The organism is Curtobacterium sp. MCBD17_003 (assembly GCF_003234885.2).
Classification (GTDB): domain Bacteria; phylum Actinomycetota; class Actinomycetes; order Actinomycetales; family Microbacteriaceae; genus Curtobacterium.
Genome location: NZ_CP126275.1, coordinates 2,932,734 through 2,952,925 on the forward strand (window position 1 = coordinate 2,932,734; position 20,192 = coordinate 2,952,925).

The window sequence follows — 20,192 nt, forward strand, 5'->3', positions numbered from 1 at the left end:
CGACCGGTTCGGACGTCGTCGTCGTGTTCGTCACTGCTCCGCCTTGTTGTTGATGCGTGCGAGGACCAGCATCGGCACGAGCGTGACGACGAAGAGCAGGATGCTCAGGGCCGACGCGTAGCCGAGGTTGCCGGTGAAGCCGCGGGCGTACTCCTGGATGAGGCTGACGAGCGACTCGTCCTGGCCGCCGGGGCCGCCCTTGCCGTTGGTGAGGACGTAGAGCTCCGAGAACACCCGCAGCGCCGAGACGCACACGAGGATCCCGACGAGCGTCATGGTGCCGCGGACGCCCGGCATGGTCACGCTCCAGAACCGGCGGACGGCGCCGGCCCCGTCGAGTGCCGCGGCCTCGTGCAGGTCCTTGCCGACGTTCCCGAGCGCCGCCAGGAAGATGATCATGTAGTAGCCGAGGCCCTTCCACACCGTCAGGCTGATCGCGCTGAAGAGCACGAGCCATCGGTCGGTGAGGAACGGGAGCGGCCCCTGGATGACGTGCAGGCTCTGAGCGACCTCGTTCACCACGCCGCGGTCGTCGAGGATCCAGGTCCAGATGAGCCCGACGACCACCGCCGACGCGATGACGGGCGTGTAGTACGCGGTCCGGAAGAACGCGATCCCGGGCAGGTTCTTCTCGACCAGGAGCGCGATGAGGAGCGGGAGGATCGTCAGCAGCGGCAGGCAGATCGCCATGTAGACGACGCTGTTGAGCAGCGCCTGCCACACCTGGGGGTCGGCGAGCAGGGTGCTGAAGTTCTTCAGGCCCACCCACGCGCTCACCCCGCCGAGCGGGCTGGCGTTCGTGAACGACAGCCGCACGGTGTTGATCGACGGCCAGAAGCTGAACACGAGCAGCCACACCAGGGCCGGCGCGATCAGGATCCACGGCGTGTACCAACGGTTCGCTCGCATGGCGATCCTCCCTCTCCTGGTGGTGGCGTCAGCCGTTCGCGAGCAGGGTGTTCATCTTGGTCTGCGCGGTCTGCAGCGCCTTCATACTCGTGGTCTGGCCCTTCATGGCGAGCGCGATCTGCTGGTCGAGGAACGTCGTCATGGAGTCGTTCGCCTCGACCGGCGTCAGGTTCTTCGCCGTCCTCAGTGCCGTGTTCGCGAGGACGCGGGCCGTGCCGTTCTCGGTGCCGTCGTCCTTCGAGAAGAACGGGTCCGACTGCGAGGACTTCGTCGACGGGAAGATGTTGACGAGCTTGGCGAAGGCCTTCTGGTTCGCGGCGTTCGTCATGAACTGGGCGAACGCGTTCGCGGTGGCGAGGTGCTTCGACTTCTGCGACACGCTGAGGCCCTGTACGTACAGCGGCGGGGTGTCGAGCGCCGGCGAGACGACGACGTCGTTCTTGAGCGACGGGTTGTTCGTCTCGAAGTCGCTGAGCGAGGACGCGCCACCCGTCGTCCAGGCCACCTTGCCCTGCGTGAACAGGGTCGAGTTGCCGAGGTAGTCGGAGTTGAGGACCGACGACGGCATGTAGCCGTTCTGGTACGCGGTGGCGTACTGGTCGATGAGCGACGCCGCCTTCTTCGTGGCGAACGTGAACTTCGTGCCGTCGCTGTTGAGCACCTTGACGCCGGCGAGGGTGAAGTCGCTCAGCGTGGGCTTGCGGCTCATCAGGTAGTCGTTCGGGCAGTGCTCGTGCATGGTCTTGGCCTGCACGAAGAGCTGCTGCGTGGTCGCCGGCGGCTTCGACGAGTCGAGACCGCACTGGTCGAGCATCGACTTGTTCCAGAAGTCGACGTCCGTGTTGAGGTACCAGGGGTACCCGTACACGCCACCCTTCGTCTCCTTGTAGTCGTAGGCGTCGACCGAGCCCGCCGTGTAGGTGCTCCGCAGCGAGCTGTCGGCCTTGCTGACGTCCTCGAGGATCCCGCGCTTCGCCAGGGGCAGCGCGATGTCCGGGGGCAGGTTGACGACGTCCGGCAGGGTGTTCGACGACGCCTGGCTCAGGACCTTGTCGGAGTAGCCGTCGCCGGGCTGGTCGACGAGCTTGACGGTCGTGCCGGGGTGCTTCTTCTCGAACGCCGCGATCACGCCCTTGAGGTACCCCGTGAACTTGGGCGTCAGCGCCCAGGTCTGGAGCGTGATCGTGCCGGTGACGTCGCCGCCGGCGCTGCTGCCGCCGCTGTTGCTGCCCGCGGAGCAGCCGGTCAGGACGAGCGCGGCCGCCGCGGCGGTCGCCAGGCCTGCGGCGAACGTCGCTCGCCTCCGGCCGGAGGTGGGTGCTGTGGTGGTACGACGTGACATTGCGTGGACTCCCTTGTTCGCCGCAGCAACTGAAGCGGTTCAGATCCGCCATCAGTCGCGGCATCGCTACCGCTGTTGCAGGTGAGCATGAAGGACTAAAGCGCTATAGTCAAGCCGCGGCGTGTCCCCGGTCGTTCGCCGGGGCGACACCCGGTGGTCACTCGCCGGGCGCGGTGCCGTTCGCCAACGGGCGCGGGTGCCGCCATGATGAGCGCGTGGACGACGAGGGGGCCGGTGCAGCGACGATGCCGCAACCGAAACGGGTGACGATCGCCGAGATCGCAGCACGGGCCGGCGTGTCCACGGGAGCGGTCTCGTTCGCACTGAACGACCGGCCGGGTGTCTCGGCGGCCACCCGGTCGCGCATCCTCGAGGTCGCCCGCGAGCTCAACTGGCGTCCCCACTCGGCCGCGCGGGCCCTCGGCGGCGCCCGCGCCGGCACCATCGGGTTCGTGCTCAACCGGCCCGCGCGCACGCTCGGGACGGAGTCGTTCTTCGGCGACCTCATCTCCGGGATCCAGCTCGGCCTCGCCGGGACCCACGTCGGGATGAACCTCCTCGTCGCGCGTGACGTCGACGAGGAGCTCGAGACGTACCGCGAGTGGTGGAGCGGGCACCGCGTGGACGGCGTCGTGCTCATCGACCCGCGAGCCGACGACCCCCGCCTCGCGTTGCTCGCCGAACTCGGCCTGCCCGCCGTCGTCGTCGGCTCGCATCCATCGCCGCCGGGCACCTGGCCCACCGTGTGGATCGACGACTCGGACGCCGCGGACACCGTGTTCGGGTACCTGCACGCGCTCGGCCACACCCGCATCGCGCACGTCGCCGGGCCACCGCAGTTCGAGCACACGGCCATGCGCGCCGCGGCGCTGCAGCGATTCGCCCGGGAGGCCCGGCTCGAGTCCGCCGAGTCGTTCACCACCGACTACTCGTCGGACGCCGGCGCCGCGATCACCCGGACCCTGCTCGTCGGCCCGCGCCGCCCCACGGCGATCGTCTACGACAACGACGTGCTCGCCGTCGCCGGGCTCGGAGTCGCCGCCGAGATGGGGGTCGCCGTCCCCGACGACCTGTCGATCGCGTCGTTCGACGACTCCGCCATGGCGCGGCTCGTCCGGCCCGCGCTCACGACCCTGACCCGCGACACCGTCGAGCTCGGCGAGCGTGCGGCCCGACTGCTGCTCGAGCAGGTCGAGGCCGGGACCCCGCTGACGTCGCGCCCCGGCCCCGCCCTGACGCTCAGCGTCCGGGAGTCGACCGCGAGGCCGCGACGACCTCGAGCTGGGTGAGCCCGACCGGCCGCGACGCCGTGAACCGGATCGCACCGCGCTCGACCCCGCCCGCGATCCGGAACACCCGGGTCTGCGCGGCCCAGGCGAACTCCTCGCCGACCCGCTCGTCCGCCGTGGCGACCCGGCCGTCCGCGTCGACCCACGCCACCGTCCACCCGTACGTCCCCGGCTCGGCCACCGTGACGGTGTACAGCGACGCGGCCGCGACGGACACCGGCACCTCGACGTGTTCCCCCTCGGCGAGCCGCACGACGCTCCGCCCGGTGTCGTCGGTGACCGGCGACGCGCCGACCGGCAGGACGTCCGCGGGCGTGTCCGCGAAGCCGTGGAGCTCGGACGCCGACACCGGGCGCGACCCGGCGGCCCACCCGAGCGGCTCGTCCGACAGCGTGAACACCACGTGCGCGCCGCGGGCGATCACCGCGTGCGGGATCGACACCGACTCCCACGGTTCACCGTCGACGGTGACGGACGCCACGTACGGGCCGCGGCACGGCCCCGCGACCTCGACGACCGTCGTCGCGTCGCCCAGGTGCAGCTCGGTCCGTCGGACGGTCGGCGGGACGAGCACGTAGGTCCCGGTCGCGGGCGCGAGCGGGTACAGCCCGATCGTGACGAACACGTACCAGGCGCTCATCTCGCCGTTGTCCTCGTCGCCCGGGTACCCCTGGCCGAGGTCCGAACCGACGAACAGGCGCGTGACGCACTCGCGGAGCGTCGCGTGCGCGTCGTCGTGTCGGCCGGCCCACATCGGTGCGAACGGGATGTGGTGCGCCGGCTGGTTCGACAGACCGAGCATCCCCATGCGGACGTCCCGCGCCTCGGTCATCTCGTGGATCGCGAACCCGTACGAGCCGGAACGGTCCGTCGCACCGGTCTCGCCGGCGGCGCGGAACCGGGCCATCGCGGCGAGGAGCCCCTCGGGCCCGCCGTGCAGGGCCATGACACCGGCCCCGTCGTGCGGGGCGGTGACCATCGTGCCCCACGCGTTCGTCTCGGTGTAGTCCGTCCCCCACTCCGCCGGGTCGAACGCCTCGCCCTCGACCCGCCAGTCCCCGTCGGGACGACGGCCGACGAAGAACCCGAGCCCCGGGTGGAACACGTTCCGGTACTGCAGGGACCGCCGGGCGAACCACTCGGCCTCGGCGTCGAGTCGTTCCGCCTCCGACGAACCGGGCACGGCGCGGTCGGCGAGCAGCCGCGCCATGACCGCGAGCCCCCAGTCGTTGATCGCCGCGTCGAGGGTCCACGACATCCCCTCGTGCGTGTCGGTGTCCACGTACCCGCGGAACGCGCCCGGGAGGATCCCCTTGCGTCCCACACGCGGGTCCGGTGACGGCACGGTCGCGTTGCGCACCGCGCTCCGGTACGCCGTCGCGAGGTCGAACCCCGGGACGCCCTTGGCCGCGAGGTCCGCGAACACGGTGTCACTCGTCGTGCCGGTCATGACGTCCTCGGCACCGGGGGCGCTCCAGCGGGGCGTCCAGCCGCCGTCGCGGTGGTGCTGCACGAAGCCCTCGGAGAGCGCCCCGGTCCGCTCGGGTGTGAGGAGCGCGAGCAGCGGCCACGCCGTGCGGTAGGTGTCCCAGAACCCGTTCGTCGTCGTGAACGGCCCCGACCCGACCTCGGGCCCGGGCTCGTCGCGGACGGGGGTGTCGAGGACCGCGCCGTAGGGCGAGCGGTAGCGGGGCTCGCCGGTCAGCGCGGTCTCCCCGGCGGTGTTCGGGTACAGGAACAGCCGGTACAGGCCCGAGTAGAGCGACACGAGCTGGTCCTCGGAGGCACCCTCGAACGACATCGTGGCGAGCGCCGCCGACCACCGCCGCTCGGCCTCGGCGCACATGGCGTCGACGTCGCCCGCAGCGCGCAGGTTCGCGGCCGCGTCCTCCGCCGACACCGTCGAGATCCCGATGAGCACGTCGACCGGTGCCGTGCCGTCGACGACGAACCAGCCGCCGAGCCGGCCGTCCTCGACCGTCGTCCGGTCCGTGACCACGCCGTGGACCCGCAGGTGCACGTGGTGCGGCGGCGTCTGCGGTCGGTCGTCGAGGAGCGCGTCGACCACCCCGACGCCGTCCTCGACCCGCACGGACGCCGAGCGGATGACGCCATGGTGGTCGAGCACGACCGATGCACGCTCCCCGGGGAAGGTGAACCGGAACCCGAGGGCGAACTCCCCCGCCGTCATCTCCGCGGTCACCCCGCCGTCGAACGCCACCCGGTAGCGGTGCGGGCCGGCGAGCTCGTCCGCCCGGTCGAACGGCAGCGCCCGGGCCGCCCGGTCGGTGTCCGGCTCGACGAGCGGGCTCGGCATGACCTGGAACACCCCGCGGTCGCCCATCCACGGCGAGGGGATGTGGGACGTGGCGAACGCCTGGAGCGCCGGCCGGCCGTCGCCGTCGACGTGCTCGTGGTACGCGTACGGCCAGCGAGGGTCGGACGCGTCGGTCATGGGTAGCCCGAACACGCCGCCGTGCGGGACCGCCACGAGCGGCGCCGTGTTCCCGCGCGAGAACCCCGACGACGCGTGCGTCCCGCGGGTCGTCACGACGTGGTCGAGCGGCCGGGAGGCCCGGGGCGGCGCCGTCTCGATCCGCACGTCGTCGAGCCAGCCACGCAGCGGTACTGCCCCACTGTCGGCGGCGACCCGGTCGGCCCGGCCGAGCCGCGCCTCCAGACGGTCCACCATGCGCCCGGCGAACGGCGTCAGGTCGACGGTGCGGCGGTTCCACTGGTCCACCCAGAGCATGCGCGCGTCGTCCTGCGCCTCCGGCGTCATCGGGACCGCGTACTGGTCACGCGCCGACGCGGAGGCACGGCTGCCGTCCGTGAACACGACGTCGAGCGCGAAGGCGGTCGCGTCCCAGAACCCGTCGAGGTCGGCCTCGGTCGGCTCGGCGCGACCGACCGGCAGCACCCGCTCCGGGAACCACACCCACGTGAGCCGGTCGCCCGCGTCCACCGGCCGCTCGGCCGCGAACGGGACCTCGGCGACCGCCTGGTCGGGGCCGTGTCGCTCCACCAGGTACGCCTCGGCGGAGGAGAACCCGACCCCGTTCCGCGCCGCCACCGTCGTCGTCGGACCGCTGCTCCGCACCAGTGCTCGCATCGGGCCAGCCTACGAGCCCGGGCACGGCCCGTCCGCGGCCACCGCCGGCCACCATCCCCACGAGCGACGTGACGATGCGGAACGTCTGCTCGCGGAGCGGTGACCGGCGCCGTGTCATGGGAGCGAGGCTCCCATGCGGGGTCAGTGGTTGACGAAGAAGAAGTAGTGCTGCAGGCCGAAGACGAGCGCGAGGATGCCCCACACGACGCCGATGACGCCGAGGACGATGCCCGCGATCGCCTGGCCGTGACCGCGCTCCCCCTTGGCCGGCGAGCGACGCAGGCCGACGACGCCGAGGACCAGGGCGACGAGGCTGAGGACGCCCCAGAAGCTGATGACGAGGCCGACGATGCCGATGACGAGTGCGGAGATGGCGACGCCGTTGCGCCGTCCGGAGTCTGCGGTGCCGTACCGCTCGGGCTGGGTGTTGGTGACCATGGGATCGGGCTCCTCGGTGTCGTGGTCGGTCAGATGACCTGAGGAAAGCACCGGTTGGAGCGCAGCGTTCCTGGTTCTCAGCGAACGGGGTACAGCGAGGGGGACTTCGCCAGCCAACGGGGGACGTTCCGACCGGCGCGAGCACCACGGCGTCACCGTCACGTGCGGGGGTGGTGCGCGTGCCCGAACAGACACCGACTGACCAGGACGAGTCCGTGCTCGCGATCCGCGAGGGCCGCTTCGGCGGACCGGGGACTCCGAGCCCGTGCAGGACGCGACGGCCTCGACTCCGCAGGCGGTGACGGCCCTCGGCGCCGCCGCTCCGTGGTACACAACGGGGTCCCTCGGTGCCGGCGCGACCTCCGTGCTGTCGGTCTCGGCGATCACCCGCGCACGGCACCGGACCCGCAGCGAGTGGGGCGATCGAGATCGGGGACGGCCCCGGCAACCCCTGACGGACACGGCCCGGGCGGTCGGCTCCTCGCCGGCCGCCCGGGCCCGTGCTCGCGCGGATCAGCGTCGCGCGATCGGCTCCTCGCCGTGGTTGATGAGGCCGTGCCACGCGCCGAACCGGCGTCCGCTCACGACCTCACGCTCGTCGGTCTGCTGCTGTGGGTCCACCACGGGTCGCTGCATCGGTGCTCCTGTCGTTCCTGACGAGGTACAACCGGACCGGGCGATGCGCATTCCCGCGCAGCGTGATCCGGCGACGCATGAGTTCGCCGTAGGGCACGGGGAGCGTCTGTCGCACCCCGCCGAGCAGCACCATCGTGCCGTCGACGCGGACCACGTCGAAGCCCGCCATCGTGAGGTCCGCGGTCGGTGTCGGCCCGAGCGCGTCGATCACGACGTCGGCGTCACCCTCGACCGTCGCGGCGATCGCCGACCCGTCCGCAGCGCGGTCGCCGACGGACCGGACGGTCCGCACGCGCGGGTCGAGTGCGGCGAGCCGCTCGAGGCTGGAGGCGTTGCGTCCAGCCAGGCCGGCGTCAAACGGGTCCGCACACGGTCGGGGCGTGTCCAGCACCTGGCGCATGCGTCGTTCCTAGTGCCCGCCCGACCAGCCCGAGCAGACGCTGACGATCTACCGGCAGATCTGAGGCTCGGGCCGCTGCGACCGCACATCGGCGTCGGCCGGACGGCCCGGGGACGGAGCGCGGCCCCCCGCGACGCCGTACGCTGGCTTTGCGGCGCTCGGGTCCTGACCGCCGACCGCGCCGAGGAGTCCCTGACATGACCGACCAGACGTCCGTCGCCGACGACCGGGTCGGACGCGACGCCCCGCGGGCGACCGCACCGGACTCGCTCGAACTCGACCGCACCGACCCGCTCGCGGAACACGTCGCCGCATTCGTCCCGAGCACCGAGGTCCGCGCGTACCTCGACGGCAACTCGCTCGGGCGACCGCTCCTCGCCACTGCCGAGCGGCTGCAGCGATTCGTGACGCACGACTGGGGCAGTCGCCTCATCCGCTCGTGGGACGAGCAGTGGATGGCGCTCCCGCTCGAGCTCGGCGACCGGATCGGTGCCGTGTGCCTCGGCGCCGCGGCGGGGCAGACCGTCGTCGCGGACTCCACGACGGTGCTCCTGTACAAGACGATCCGCGCCGCCGTGGCCGCGCGGCCGGACTGCACCGAGATCGTCATCGACGACGACGACTTCCCGACCGACCGCTTCGTTGTCGAGGGCATCGCCGCCGAGTGCGGGCTCTCGGTGCGGTGGATCGCGGCCGACCCGGTCACCGGTGTGACGGTCGAGCAGGTCGAGGAGGCCGTGTCCACGTCGACCGCGGTGGTCGTGCTGAGCCACGTCGCCTACCGCTCGGGCGTCATCGCCGACGTGCCCGGCATCACCGCGGCGGCACATGCGGTGGGCGCGCTCGTCCTCTGGGACCTGTGCCACTCGGCCGGCGTCGTGCCGACGTCGCTCGACGCGTGCGACGTCGACCTCGCCGTCGGCTGCACGTACAAGTTCCTCAACGGCGGCCCGGGCTCCCCCGCGTTCGCCTATGCCGCCGAGCGGCTGCAGGCCGACCTGCGGCAGCCGATCCAGGGGTGGATGGGCGCCGCCGACGTGTTCAGCATGGCTGACGGTTACACGCCCTCGCCGGGGGTGCGCCGCCTCGTCAGCGGGACGCCGCCCGTCGTCGGCATGCTCGCGATGCAGGACATGCTCGACCTCCTCGAGCGGGTCGGCATCGACGCGGTCCGCGCGAAGTCCGTCGCGCTCACCGAACACGCGATCGCGCTCGTCGACGACCTGCTCGCCCCGTTCGGTGTCGTCGTCTCCAGCCCCCGCGACGCCGACGTCCGCGGCAGCCATGTGACGATCACGCACCCGGCGTTCCGCGAGGTGACCGCGGCGCTCTGGGCACAGGACGTCATCCCCGACCACCGGAACCCGAACGGCATCCGGCTCGGCCTCTCACCCCTGTCGACCACGTTCGCGGAGGTCCGACTGGCCGTCGAGGCGATCCGCGCCGAGCTCGCCTGGCGGTAGGAGCGCGCACGCCGCGTCGTTCCCGGTACGGTCAGCCCCGGGGGCGTGTCATGGCGGGACAGACCGCGGACGACGGCCGGTCGACCCCGGCCGCGCGCATCGGGTCGTCAGCACACATCGACTCGTCGCTCGCGATCCACGAGGGCCGTTGCTGCGGACCGCCCGTCGACCACCGCCGGGCGATCGCTCGATCGGTCCTCTGGTTCCTCGGTGCCGCGGGCACCGTGCTCCTCGTGTGTCTGCTCGTCGAGCATCATCGGCTCCATCGCTCGTTCGCTCTCGCGCGCCGGGCCGTCCCGGCCTCCTGACCGGTGCCGCTCGGACGACCGCGTCCCGCTCCACGCCGTCGAGTGCTGCGGCGTCCCAGTACGCTGCCGACGTGATCCCTGCGGGCTGGACGATCAACCGCTTCTCCCTGAGCAATCCCGAGGGGAAGGGGCAGGGCACGTCCCGGAGTTGCTTCGTCGGCTCGCCGACGCCATCGACAGCCTCGGTGACGTCGACGTGCAGGGCGTCACCTTCAGCAGCAAGGTGACCGACGGCGAGGATGACCTCACCATGACGGTCTACTACCACCGGGAGCCGCGGCGACGGTAGGGCACCGTTCATCGAAGGACGACGGACGGACATCGCGACGCAGCCGGGCCGGAGCGTCGATCCGAACTGCGTGTCCCTTGCTCGAAGACCCCGGTCTCTCACAGAGGGCCGAAGTCGGATCGGCGGCGCAGCGCTATCGCCCGCGCGAGCGGACGAAGAGCACGGCGGCGATGGCCAACACCACGATGATCCCCGCGACGAACAGCCATGAAGGAACGCCCGCGCCGTGCTGAGGGCTCACCGGCGCAGCCGCGAGGCTCACTGCTCTCACTCGATCGACCACCGGCATGTCCCCTCCTGTTCCCGACACGGTTCGTCGTGCGCGGCCTGACCAGCTCTGACGCGCCCTACGGACGCGGGCTCGCCCCGCCCCACCACGTGTCGAACGGTGTCGCGGGCACGCGGCGCTTGTGCTCGGTGGCCCGGTAGCGGGTCTCGATCGCCTCGGCGACCTCCTCGGGCACGTCGTGCCCCTGCAGGTAGGCGTCGATCTCGGCGTAGCTGAGGCCGAGGTTCGCCTCGTCGGTCTGACCGGGCAGGTCGTCGAGCAGGTCGGCCGTGGGCGCCTTCTCGTAGAGCCGCGCCGGCGCGCCGAGGTGCTCGAGGAGCTGACGGCCCTGGCTCTTCGTCAGGCCGGTCAGCGGGGTGATGTCGACGCCGCCGTCCCCGTACTTCGTGAAGAAGCCGGTCACGGCCTCCGCGGCGTGGTCGGTGCCGACGACGAGCAGACCGCGCTGCCCGGCGACCGCGTACTGCGCGACCATCCGCATGCGGGCCTTGACGTTGCCCTTGACGAAGTCGCTCAGGGCGGTGCCCGACTCGGCGACGTCCTGGACGACGCCGTCGACCCCGTGCTCGATGTTCACGGTGATGCCCGGGTCGGCGGCGATGAAGCGGAGCGCGAGCTGCGCGTCGTCCTCGTCGGCCTGCACGCGGTACGGCATGCGCACCGTGGTGAACTCGGCCGGATGCCCCTCGGCCCGGAGCGACTCGACGGCGAGCTGGCACAGACGCCCGGCGAGCGAGGAGTCCTGACCGCCGCTGATCGCGAGCACGAAGCCCTTGGCGCCGGTAGCGAGCAGGTAGTCCCGGAGGAAGGCGACACGGCGCGCCACCTCCTGCTCCGGGTCGATGACCGGCTGGACGTCGAGGTCGGCGGCGATGGCCGCTTGGAGTTCACGCACGGAACCAGTATCCCGCCGTCGGCGCCGCCGGCACGAAAGCCGAGTCGAACCGCGTCACCTGCTCGTCGATCTCCCGGTCGTTGTCCCGTGGTCCACGGCCGACGGGGCGAGGAGCTCGCACCCGCAGCTCCGGCCGACGACGAGGTTCCCACGGAGCCGACTGCGCGCTGCCGGAGCCGTCGGGTCCGCGATGCCTGCGATGAGCTGCCGGGCGGCGAGTTCCGCGATCAGCTCGACGTCCTGCCGCACCGTCGACAGCGGGGGCACGGTGTACGGGGCGATCCGCGTGCCTCCCACTGCGACGACGGCGACGTCCTCGGGGACGCGGAGCCCGAGCTCCGCACAGGCGGAGATGACGCCGACCGCCTGGGCGTCGTTCGTGGCGAAGACGGCGGTGGGGCCGCGGCCGTGGACGACCCAGGGACGACCGTGACTGCTCAGGAGCTGCATGGCGGCCGAGTACCCACCCTCCTCCGAGATCTCCCCGTAGGCGAGCAGTTCCGGTCCGGAGGGCAGTCCCTCGCTCCCGGTCGCGGTGCGCCACCCGGCGATGCGCTCCGCCTCGCTGGTGAGCCGCGGCGTCCCGGCGATGCAGGCGACCAGCATGTGCCCGTGCTGCAGGACCAGGTGCCCGACGGCGGTCGCGGCGTCCAACGCGTCCTGGGCGCTCACGGTCGACCAGCCCGGATGGGTCCCCGCTCCGTCGAGACTCACCACGGGGCGATCGGCCTGCCACGTCGGGGTGCTGGCGAGCGAGACACCGGGGGCGAACACGAGGCCGTCGACGTTGCGGTCGATGAACGACTGCAGGTACCGCTCCTCACGTGCCCGGTCGAAGTACGTGTTGCCGGTGAGCACGAGGTAGCCCCGAGCGCTGAACTGCCGCTCCACCGACTCCCCGAGTTCCGCCATGAACGGATCGCGGGGGTTCGGCGTGAGGTACCCGATCGACCGGGTGCTGCCGTTGCGGAGCGACGACGCGATGGCGTTCGGTCGGTACCCGAGGTCGGCGATCGCCGCCTCGACCCGCTCGCGGGTGGTGGCGGAGACGGGGCGCGGCCCGTTGTTGATGACGTAGCTCACGACGGCGGGCGAGACCCCCGCAGCCCGAGCGACGTCCGACCGTGTCACTGGCATGGTCGATCTTCCCGCGTCAGCTGATCGGTCCGGTGACGGCCCTCTCCGTCGTGAGGTCGGCGAGCGTCGGGTACGAGGACTGCGCCCCGGGCGTGCGGACCGCGAACGTCCCGGCGGCCACACCGATCGCGGTCGCCTCGCCGAGCCCGCCGCCGCGCGCGAGCGTCGCCGCGAGTGCACCGACGAACGCGTCGCCGGCGCCGGTCGTGTCGACGACCCGGTCCGGTGGCGTGGTGGGGAGGTGCCCCTCGCCTCCCGAGTCGGCCCAGCAGGCGCCCTGCGCGCCGAGGGTGATGACCACCGAACGGGCGGTGCCGAGCAGGGTGCGGACCGCCGCAGCGGCCTGCTCCGGATCTGCGATGGGCCGCCCGACGAGCGCGGTCGCCTCGGACTCGTTGAGCACCAGTGGGTCGCAGACCGCGAGCAGGTCGTCCGGGAGGCGCTGGTACGGAGCGAGGTTGAGCACGCACCGCGCTCCCGCCTCCACCCCCGCCCGGAGCGCCGTCGCGATGATCTGCGGTCGGAGCTCCGCCTGCACGACGACGATCGCCCGCTCGGCCTCCGCCGCGAGGCGTCGCACCGTCCGGTCGACGCGGCTCGCGGTGAGCGCGAAGTTCGTGCCGGGCACCACCGTGATCGCGTTCTCGCCGGAGTCGTACACCGACACGAGCGCGAGTCCCGTCCGACCGCGGTCGATGATCTCGACCTCCGAGGTGTCGACGCCCTCGCTCCGCAGGCCGCGGAGGAGGTCGGTGCCGTCCGGGTCGTCACCGACGCTGGCGACGAAGCTCACGTCGCCGTTGAGCCGTGCCGCGGCGACGGCCTGGTTCGCTCCCTTGCCACCGGGCTGTCGCAGGAGGTCCTGGGCGAGGACCGTCTCCCCCGGCGCGGGCGGAGCGGTCACCCGCACGATGTAGTCCTGGTTGGCCGAGCCGACGACGATGATGTGTGCGGATCCCGGCGCTTCCGTGCTCACTTCTCACCACTTCCGATCGACAGCCGGCCGAAGAACCGCTGCAGGATGAAGAGACTGATCGCCGGCACGAGCGACAGCAGGACGGCACCCGCGAAGTTCTCGCCGTAGTTCGCGCTGTGCTCCCCGAACGTCGACGCGAGCGCCACCGGCGCGAGCTGCTTCGAGTCGTCGGTGACGACCAGCAGCGGCCACAGGTACGAGGTCCACTGCGCAAGGAAGATGAGCAGGGCGGAGTTCGTCAGCGCCGGACCGGACATCCGGAGGTACAACGAGAAGAGGATCTTCGGCTCGCTCGCGCCGTCGAGCATGGCGGCTTCTCGGTAGGAAACCGGGATGCCGAGGAACGCCTGCCGGAGGTTGAAGATGGCCAGGCCGTTCCCGATCCCGGGCAGGATCAGACCGATGAGGCTGTTGCCGAGCCCCCAGTCCGTGAACTGCTGCGCCAGCGGGATGGCGATCGCCTCGAAGGGGACCATGAAGCTGATCACGATGACGGCGAAGACGATGTTCCGTCCGCGGAACCGGTACACGGCGAGCGGGTACGCGGCGGCCGCGGACACGAGGATCCCGACGACGACGGACGCGATGCACACGATCGCCGAGTTGAGGAGCGCCGTGCCGAAGCCGTCGTGGACGAGCAGCCCGACGTAGTTCTGCACCGTCACCCGCGAGGGGACGAACAGGCGCCAGGTCAACGGCGACATGGTCGTGAGCACGTCCATGTTCGGCCGGAAGGACCCGATGAGGATCCACAGCGCCGGGAGCATGAAGACGGCGCTGACGACGATCGCGACGACCGTCAGCACGAAGCGGGTCGTCGACCACCGCCGCCGACGGGGTGCTCCGGGTGACGCGACGTCGTCGCTCACGGTCGACGCGACCGCGGCCGGGAGGCCCACCATGCCGCTGTCGGCCGTCATGCGTCCTCTCCGTCCTCGCGGAGCAGCCGGAACTGCAGGACGACGAACACCAGCATGATCACGGTCAGCACGATCACCTCGGCCGAGCCGAGGTTCTGGCTGCCGTACCCGTAGGTGGTCCGGTACGCGTCGAACATGAGCAGCGTGGTGCTGTCCTGCGGCCCACCGTTCGTCAGCAGCTGCACGGGGACGAACAGCACGAAGTTCGCGACCGTGTCGGCGACGAGCACGAACAGCAGCTGTCGACGGAGCATCGGCAGGGTGATCCGCAGGAACGTCCGGACGGGGCCGGCGCGGTCGAGCTTGGCCGCTTCGTAGAGCTCGCCCGGGATCGCCTGGATGCCGGACACCAGGAACATCATCCAGTAGCCGATGCCGATCCAGGACGCGACGATGATGATGCAGGCCAGCGCCTGCCGCGGCGAGGTGAGGAACGGCTGCGTGCCGCCGCCGATCGCGGTGATCGCAGCGTTGATCGGCCCCTGCGGGTTGAACGCCGCGCCCCACGCGATGCAGGAGCCGACGATCGGGATCGTCACCGGCACGACGAGGAGTGTCCGCCAGAGCCCGACGAGCGGGATCCGCTGCGTGAGGAGCACGGCGACGAGGAGCGCGACCACGATCTGCAGCGGGTTGATGACGACGTTGAACAGGAGCGTGCGGCCGACCGTCGCCAGGAAGGCCGGATCGCCGAACAGCGACTCGTAGTTGCCGAGTCCGGTGAAGGTCGGGGGGATGAGGCCGCCCGGGAACGCCTTGAGCAGGCTGGACCCGACGGCGTCGATCGTCGGGGCGACCCGCAGGACGGCGAGGGCGATGACCGCGGGGGCGAGGAACACGATGCCCCAGACGAGCTCGCGTCGTGCGCCCGCGCGGCCGGTGCGGCGCCGGACCGGGACGGGCGTGCCGAAGCGGTTGCGGACCTCCCGGCGTGCGGTCCGGGGACCGGGGCGGCGCGTGCGGGCCGCCCCGGTCGTGGTGTCGGTGGTCGAGATCACGGGCGGCCTACTTGTACTTCGCCCAGGCGGTCGTCAGCTTCGCCTTCGCGGCGTCGAGCGCCTGCTTCGGGTCGGCCCCGTTCCGGATGTCCGAGTAGGCCTGGTTGATGATGGACTCGAACTCGATGTAGCCGATCGTCTTGACGCGCGACACCGCGGTCTGCGACGTCTCGTGGTTGATGATCTTCGCCGCGTCGGCCCCTGCAGCCGACTGGAACACGGGCTTGTCGAAGTAGAGCTGCTTGCCCTTGACGTTCGCGGCGAGCTCCGGGTTGCTCCGGTAGCGGATGTAGCCCGAGCCGTTGTCGACCGCGAGCCACTTCATGAACACCGCGGTGGCGTCCTTCTGCTTGCTGAAGGGGTTCATCGCGACGGACCACGAACCGGTCGGCGTCGCGACCTGCTTGCTGTCCGCGAAGGCGGGCATCGGTGCCACGCCCCAGTGCACCTTCGACGCCTGGAGCTCCGGCAGGAGCCAGGGCCCCTCGACCGAGTACGCCACCTGGCCGGCGAGGAACGCGGGGTCGGTCTGGTCAGCGGTCATGCCCTTCGGAGCCGCGCCCGAGGCGAAGATCGAGCGGTACCACGTCATCGCCTTCACCCACGCACTGTTGGTGAAGTCCGGCGTCAGGTTGTCCTTGCCGTCCGCCCCGACCGAACCTCCGAGCTGGACCGACAGCGGCTCGAGCTGGTAGTAGCGGTCGAACTGGCCGAACGTCATGCCGTACTGCGCGCCGGCCTGCTTGGCCTTCAGCGCGTCGGACGCCAGGTCCTGCCAGGTCATCCGGCTGCTCGTGGACGCGGAGGGTGTGGGGAGCCCGGCCTTCGCCAGCAGGTCCTTGTTGTAGTACAGGAGCTGCGTCGAGTTCGCGATCGGGAGGGCGTACAGCTTGCCCTTCTGGACGCCCGTCTCGTACGACACCTTGTCGAACGACGACGAGTACCCGCCGAACTGGGACGTCAGGTCCTCGGCCTCACCGCGGCTGGCCAGCGCGGCGATGCGCGGCTGGTCCGCCCAGTAGAGGTCCGGGTCGCCGCCCTTGTTCGACACGTGCGAGTCGACGGTCGAGTTGAGGGAGTCGAACGGCACGGTCTGCCACTTGATCGTGATGTTCGGGTGTGCCTTCTCGAACGCGTCGACGACCGGCTGCATGTTGTCCGGGGACTTGAGGCTGAGGATGCTGAGCACCTTGACGGTGGTCTTCGGGTCCTTCGACGGGATGGACCAGCTCCCCGAGGAGGATGCGGCACCCCCGCCGCTCGAGCATCCGGTCAGGGCGAGTGCGCCGGCGATGACGCCGGCGGCGGTGACGAGCAGCCGACGACGGCCGTGGTGGACGTGTGATCGCATTGGTCCCTCCATTGGGTGTGCGGATCGTGGGTACGGTGAACGGCCCGGCGCCCGGGGCGGACGACGGTTGTGCGGGCGGCGGTCGGAGCGGGTGCCGGGCTGGCGCTCCGACGGCTCAGAGGTCGGCGATGCGCCCCAGGAAGTGGTCGGTGAACGCGGCGACGTCGACCTCGGTCGCGATCCTGCAGTTCGGCGTGGGTGCGTCCGGCCCGTGCCCGAGGTCGGTGACGAGCACGCCACGCGCGAGTCCGTCGCCGGTGACGACGTCGACCGCGGCGTCGACCCAGGTGAGGAACTCGGGGTGCGTCAGCGCCGCGACGGCGAGCGGGTCGTGCATCGCGCACGAATCCCGGTTGCGCGGGTCGCCCGGGTCGCGCTCGGCGATGTGGTCGATCCACGCGTTCGTCGATTCGCCCGCGAGGGCGGCGAAGTCGCGGCCCGAGTCGGTGAGACGACGAGCGTCGTCGCGGGTGAGTCGGACCTGCAACGTGACGTCGAGACCGACCCACCGCTGCGGTGCACCGGAGCGCAGCACGGTCGCGGCGGCTTCGGGGTCCACCCAGACGTTGAACTCGCCCGGCATGCTCCGGTGGGCCATGGTGCCGAGGAACACGCCGCCCATCATCACGATCTCCTTGACCGACGACGCCAGTCGTGGCTCCATCGTGAGAGCGAGCGCGATGTTCGTCAGCGGCCCGATCGCGCAGATCGTGATCTCGCCCGGGTTCGCCATCACGTGCTCGATGATCCGGTGCGCCGCGTGGCCCGGGTCGGGCTCCAGGCCGACCCCGTACGTGCTGACGACCTCGGGGGACGGCTCACGCCGGCGCTCCGGGTGGACGAGCGGTGTCGGGGCGCCCTTGACGACCGGGACGTCGATGCCCAGCCGACGGCGGAGTTCGAGCGTCAGGAGCGTGGCGCTCTCGACGTCGGTGTTCCCGTTGACGGTGGTGACCAGTTCGAGGTCGATCTCGGGTTCGGCCACCGCGAGGGCGAGCGCGAACCCGTCATCGATGTCGCTGCCCGGGGCACCCATGGCGAGGTCGGTGTCGAGGATGAGACGAGTCATCGCGAACTCCCTTGTTCAACTCGTGTTGCGTCGCTTCCTGACTGCGAGTTAACACGAGTTGCGCGGCGCGGACAAGGGGTGATCTAGAAATGGTCGGGCGAGAGACCTCGATGGGCGTCAGCGTCCGCACTCCGGTCGATCACCGCAGTCGCGCGGGCTCGGCCATCCCGTCTCCTCCGGGGACCGCTTCCACACCAGCTCCGACCGAGCCCCCTCGGCACGAACTCCGAGGAGGAGCCGCCCAGCCTCAGCCCCTGGAAAGCGGACCCGATGATCGCTCGGGTCGCTCATCCGGCCACGCCGGTCGGATCGCCCGACCGCGATCCATCAGTGCAGACCTGATCCCCACCGGGAGCGGGCTGAGGCTCCGCGCTTCCCGGGCATCGGTGACCTCGGGTCCGGACTCGGCCACCACACGAACGGCGTCGCGACGCGCGAGAGCTGTGGTACGCGCGACAGGAGGCGGACGACCGCGATCCCCACGAGCGCCCCGACGGTGTTGCCGATCACGTCGTCGATGTCGGCGACACGCCCCGTGCTCACGGTCATGTCGCCGACGAGCTGGACCACTTCGATCGTGACGCTCAGCAGGAACGCGATGGTCCCGAGTCGGATGACGGATCCCCGGACGAGGAACGGCAGGAGCACCCCGATCGGAACGAACAGGACGATGTTGAGGACCATGCCCGACGGGTCGCGCGGCACGGTCGCCACCGGGATGAGTTGCACGAACACCGGCCATGGCGGGAGCGTGGCTCGTTCCGCACCGAGGACGATCGGGGCGGGGAACAGCACCGACCGGAGCAGCACGATCCCGAACAGGCAGGCGGCGCCAGCGGTGATCGTGCGCGAGAGGGTCAGACGGTCGCGCTGCCGCAGCCGCCACAACAGGAGCACCCAGACGACGATCGCGGCAGGGATGACGACGGGCAACGCGGGAACCACGGACGGCAGGCTATCGGCGACGCTCGCGCTGTGCCTGCGCGGGCGGAGGTCGTGGCAGCTGCCGTCAATGGTTCCTGCGGCGCTGCGCAGACAGGGCGCGAACCCATCGGAGCCAGCCTTCGAGTTCGGCTCGTGCTGCTTCCACACTGTGGTGACTTCCCTCGACGGTCCCGTCGATCGAACGCGCCGCGAAGCCCTGCTCGTGGGTCACCGTGCCGACGAGGTGTCCTCCGAGGAACGCGTCGAGACCATCATCGGCTTCCACCCACGCCAGATCGTGGAACGCGTCGGTCCCGGCTGGCAGATCGCTCATGGTTCGTCCTCGCGATCCTCGGGGGGCGAGCGGTTCGAGATGAGGCTGCCGCGGTGCTGCTCGGCTCGAGAAGATCCACGCGCGGATCGCGGGGTCCCGGTCGATCGCCTACCGGTGGACGTCGGCCGTGGAGCGCGATTGGGGCCGCTGCACGATGACGACCGGGCAACCGGGCCCACCCTGGTAGACGAGCGTGCCGCCCCCGTCGAGGTCGACGTGCTTCACACCAGGGTCGTTGACCAACGAGTCGAGCTGCCGGCCATCGGCCACGACGTCGAGGCGGTACTCGCGGCCGCCCACGACCGCGTACACGTCGTTCACGCTCGACCCCGGGGCGTGAAGGAGATCCGTTCCGCGGCGCGGGTCACTTCCTTCGCCCGCGCATCACGGTCCTCGGCCTCGCCCTGTGCCACATCGATCCGTCGCTGCTTCTCCGCGGCCACGTTCCGGCTGATCTCATCGATCATCGTTGCGATCTCCTCCGCGAGACCCTGCTCGAGCTCGTCCAACGAGGTGTGACCGATCAGGAGGCGACGATCGGCGATCTCGAGCGTGACCTCGGGGTACCCCGCCGTCGCCATGGCGTTCCGGACACTGCTCGTGGCGATCGCCTGGGCCTCCATGGGTTCGGGACGACGGTTGAACACCGCCGGGACGGTGTACCGCGCCGACGAGGCGGGGAGCGGAGTCGGGAGGCCAGAGGCCACGACGCCGGCGAGAGCCAGGGATTGGAGATGGGTGTCGGTCATGATGTCGCCGCTTCCGTCGACGGCTCCCGCACGCTCGCGCTCGAGAGGATCCCGAGCGGATCTGTGGTGGCCGCTCCTCGAGCCTCCTCTCGCCGCCTGGAAGCGCGCCTGCGAGCCATGGGCAGCGCGCGGATCAGTCGGAGAAACCGGCGGACGAGGTGTGCTGGGGTCGCTGGGGGCAGGAGGAGGGACCTCTCAAGGGCCCGGCTACCGAGCTGGCTGGACCTTCGATCCCGGCACGGCGACGACGACGGTGGTGCCCCTGGAGGGACTCGAACCCCCAACCCTTTCCTTAGGACGGAACGATTCTGCTACGCTCGTGAGCGTCCAACTCGCGTGAAATCGGGGCCGGATGCCCGGAATC

General features: G+C 71.0%; 20 protein-coding genes and 1 tRNA gene. 4 read left to right on the top strand and 17 right to left on the bottom strand.

Annotation, left to right across the window (positions count from 1 at the left end):
* Nucleotides 1–30: 30 nt before the first annotated feature.
* Complete coding sequence (locus DEI88_RS13775; protein WP_111010462.1) at nucleotides 31–909, bottom strand: carbohydrate ABC transporter permease; 879 nt, start codon at nucleotides 907–909, stop codon at nucleotides 31–33.
* 28 nt (nucleotides 910–937) lie between these two features.
* Nucleotides 938–2,251: an ABC transporter substrate-binding protein gene (locus DEI88_RS13780; RefSeq protein ID WP_111072558.1), complete on the bottom strand. Its 1,314-nt coding sequence runs from the start codon at nucleotides 2,249–2,251 to the stop codon at nucleotides 938–940.
* Between the two features lie 215 nt (nucleotides 2,252–2,466).
* On the opposite strand from DEI88_RS13780, the gene DEI88_RS13785 reads away from it, so the two are divergent.
* Nucleotides 2,467–3,540, top strand: a complete 1,074-nt coding sequence (locus DEI88_RS13785; protein ID WP_258375152.1) for a LacI family DNA-binding transcriptional regulator — start codon at nucleotides 2,467–2,469, stop codon at nucleotides 3,538–3,540.
* On the opposite strand, the gene DEI88_RS13790 is transcribed toward DEI88_RS13785, so the two are convergent.
* From DEI88_RS13790 to DEI88_RS13800, 3 genes are all read right to left on the bottom strand, one after another.
* The gene (locus tag DEI88_RS13790) at nucleotides 3,491–6,652 is read right to left on the bottom strand and encodes a GH92 family glycosyl hydrolase (RefSeq protein WP_258375153.1); all 3,162 of its coding nucleotides are present in this window, start codon (nucleotides 6,650–6,652) and stop codon (nucleotides 3,491–3,493) included. The genes DEI88_RS13785 and DEI88_RS13790 overlap by 50 nt on opposite strands.
* Nucleotides 6,653–6,793: 141 nt before the next feature.
* On the bottom strand, nucleotides 6,794–7,090 hold the full coding sequence (locus DEI88_RS13795) for a DUF4190 domain-containing protein (RefSeq protein WP_111013131.1): 297 nt from the start codon (nucleotides 7,088–7,090) through the stop codon (nucleotides 6,794–6,796).
* A gap of 589 nt (nucleotides 7,091–7,679) precedes the next feature.
* Nucleotides 7,680–8,126, bottom strand: coding sequence for an MDR/zinc-dependent alcohol dehydrogenase-like family protein (locus tag DEI88_RS13800; protein ID WP_111072559.1), 447 nt, complete (start codon nucleotides 8,124–8,126; stop codon nucleotides 7,680–7,682).
* 197 nt (nucleotides 8,127–8,323) lie between these two features.
* Here DEI88_RS13800 and DEI88_RS13805 point away from each other — a divergent pair, with 197 nt between their 5' ends.
* The 3 genes from DEI88_RS13805 (at nucleotide 8,324) to DEI88_RS13815 (ending at nucleotide 10,186) form a co-directional block, all read left to right on the top strand.
* Nucleotides 8,324–9,589 (top strand): kynureninase, encoded by a 1,266-nt coding sequence (locus tag DEI88_RS13805; RefSeq protein ID WP_111072560.1) that lies wholly within the window; start codon nucleotides 8,324–8,326, stop codon nucleotides 9,587–9,589.
* A 50-nt stretch (nucleotides 9,590–9,639) separates the two neighbouring features.
* Nucleotides 9,640–9,897: a hypothetical protein gene (locus DEI88_RS13810; protein WP_111072561.1), complete on the top strand. Its 258-nt coding sequence runs from the start codon at nucleotides 9,640–9,642 to the stop codon at nucleotides 9,895–9,897.
* 148 nt (nucleotides 9,898–10,045) lie between these two features.
* Entirely contained in the window at nucleotides 10,046–10,186 is a 141-nt protein-coding gene (locus DEI88_RS13815; RefSeq protein ID WP_220037261.1) for a hypothetical protein, read from the top strand.
* Between the two features lie 347 nt (nucleotides 10,187–10,533).
* Here DEI88_RS13815 and nadE read toward each other — a convergent pair whose 3' ends face one another.
* The 12 genes from nadE to DEI88_RS13875 form a co-directional block, all read right to left on the bottom strand.
* Nucleotides 10,534–11,370 carry an NAD(+) synthase gene (gene nadE, locus DEI88_RS13820; RefSeq protein WP_111013127.1) on the bottom strand — a complete coding sequence of 279 codons (837 nt, stop codon included), beginning with the start codon at nucleotides 11,368–11,370 and terminating at the stop codon, nucleotides 10,534–10,536.
* A 54-nt stretch (nucleotides 11,371–11,424) separates the two neighbouring features.
* Complete coding sequence (locus DEI88_RS13825; protein ID WP_111036676.1) at nucleotides 11,425–12,507, bottom strand: LacI family DNA-binding transcriptional regulator; 1,083 nt, start codon at nucleotides 12,505–12,507, stop codon at nucleotides 11,425–11,427.
* A gap of 16 nt (nucleotides 12,508–12,523) precedes the next feature.
* The gene (locus DEI88_RS13830; protein ID WP_111072562.1) at nucleotides 12,524–13,483 is read right to left on the bottom strand and encodes a ribokinase; all 960 of its coding nucleotides are present in this window, start codon (nucleotides 13,481–13,483) and stop codon (nucleotides 12,524–12,526) included.
* Nucleotides 13,480–14,403: a carbohydrate ABC transporter permease gene (locus DEI88_RS13835; protein ID WP_258372030.1), complete on the bottom strand. Its 924-nt coding sequence runs from the start codon at nucleotides 14,401–14,403 to the stop codon at nucleotides 13,480–13,482. The genes DEI88_RS13830 and DEI88_RS13835 overlap by 4 nt, the downstream gene beginning before the upstream one ends.
* On the bottom strand, nucleotides 14,400–15,401 hold the full coding sequence (locus DEI88_RS13840) for a carbohydrate ABC transporter permease (protein ID WP_258375154.1): 1,002 nt from the start codon (nucleotides 15,399–15,401) through the stop codon (nucleotides 14,400–14,402). The genes DEI88_RS13835 and DEI88_RS13840 overlap by 4 nt, the downstream gene beginning before the upstream one ends.
* A 7-nt stretch (nucleotides 15,402–15,408) precedes the next feature.
* The gene (locus DEI88_RS13845; protein ID WP_111010484.1) at nucleotides 15,409–16,752 is read right to left on the bottom strand and encodes an ABC transporter substrate-binding protein; all 1,344 of its coding nucleotides are present in this window, start codon (nucleotides 16,750–16,752) and stop codon (nucleotides 15,409–15,411) included.
* A gap of 115 nt (nucleotides 16,753–16,867) precedes the next feature.
* Nucleotides 16,868–17,821: a nucleoside hydrolase gene (locus tag DEI88_RS13850; RefSeq protein WP_111072563.1), complete on the bottom strand. Its 954-nt coding sequence runs from the start codon at nucleotides 17,819–17,821 to the stop codon at nucleotides 16,868–16,870.
* A gap of 327 nt (nucleotides 17,822–18,148) precedes the next feature.
* The gene (locus DEI88_RS13855) at nucleotides 18,149–18,766 is read right to left on the bottom strand and encodes a VanZ family protein (protein ID WP_181441276.1); all 618 of its coding nucleotides are present in this window, start codon (nucleotides 18,764–18,766) and stop codon (nucleotides 18,149–18,151) included.
* Nucleotides 18,767–18,830: 64 nt separating this feature from the next.
* Nucleotides 18,831–19,079, bottom strand: a complete 249-nt coding sequence (locus DEI88_RS13860) for an SNARE domain-containing protein (protein WP_146242886.1) — start codon at nucleotides 19,077–19,079, stop codon at nucleotides 18,831–18,833.
* 108 nt (nucleotides 19,080–19,187) lie between these two features.
* Complete coding sequence (locus DEI88_RS13865; protein ID WP_111010487.1) at nucleotides 19,188–19,400, bottom strand: hypothetical protein; 213 nt, start codon at nucleotides 19,398–19,400, stop codon at nucleotides 19,188–19,190.
* On the bottom strand, nucleotides 19,397–19,828 hold the full coding sequence (locus DEI88_RS13870) for a hypothetical protein (RefSeq protein WP_111072565.1): 432 nt from the start codon (nucleotides 19,826–19,828) through the stop codon (nucleotides 19,397–19,399). The genes DEI88_RS13865 and DEI88_RS13870 overlap by 4 nt, the downstream gene beginning before the upstream one ends.
* A 254-nt stretch (nucleotides 19,829–20,082) precedes the next feature.
* Nucleotides 20,083–20,177, bottom strand: a tRNA-Arg gene (locus DEI88_RS13875).
* Between the last annotated feature and the right edge of the window lie 15 nt (nucleotides 20,178–20,192).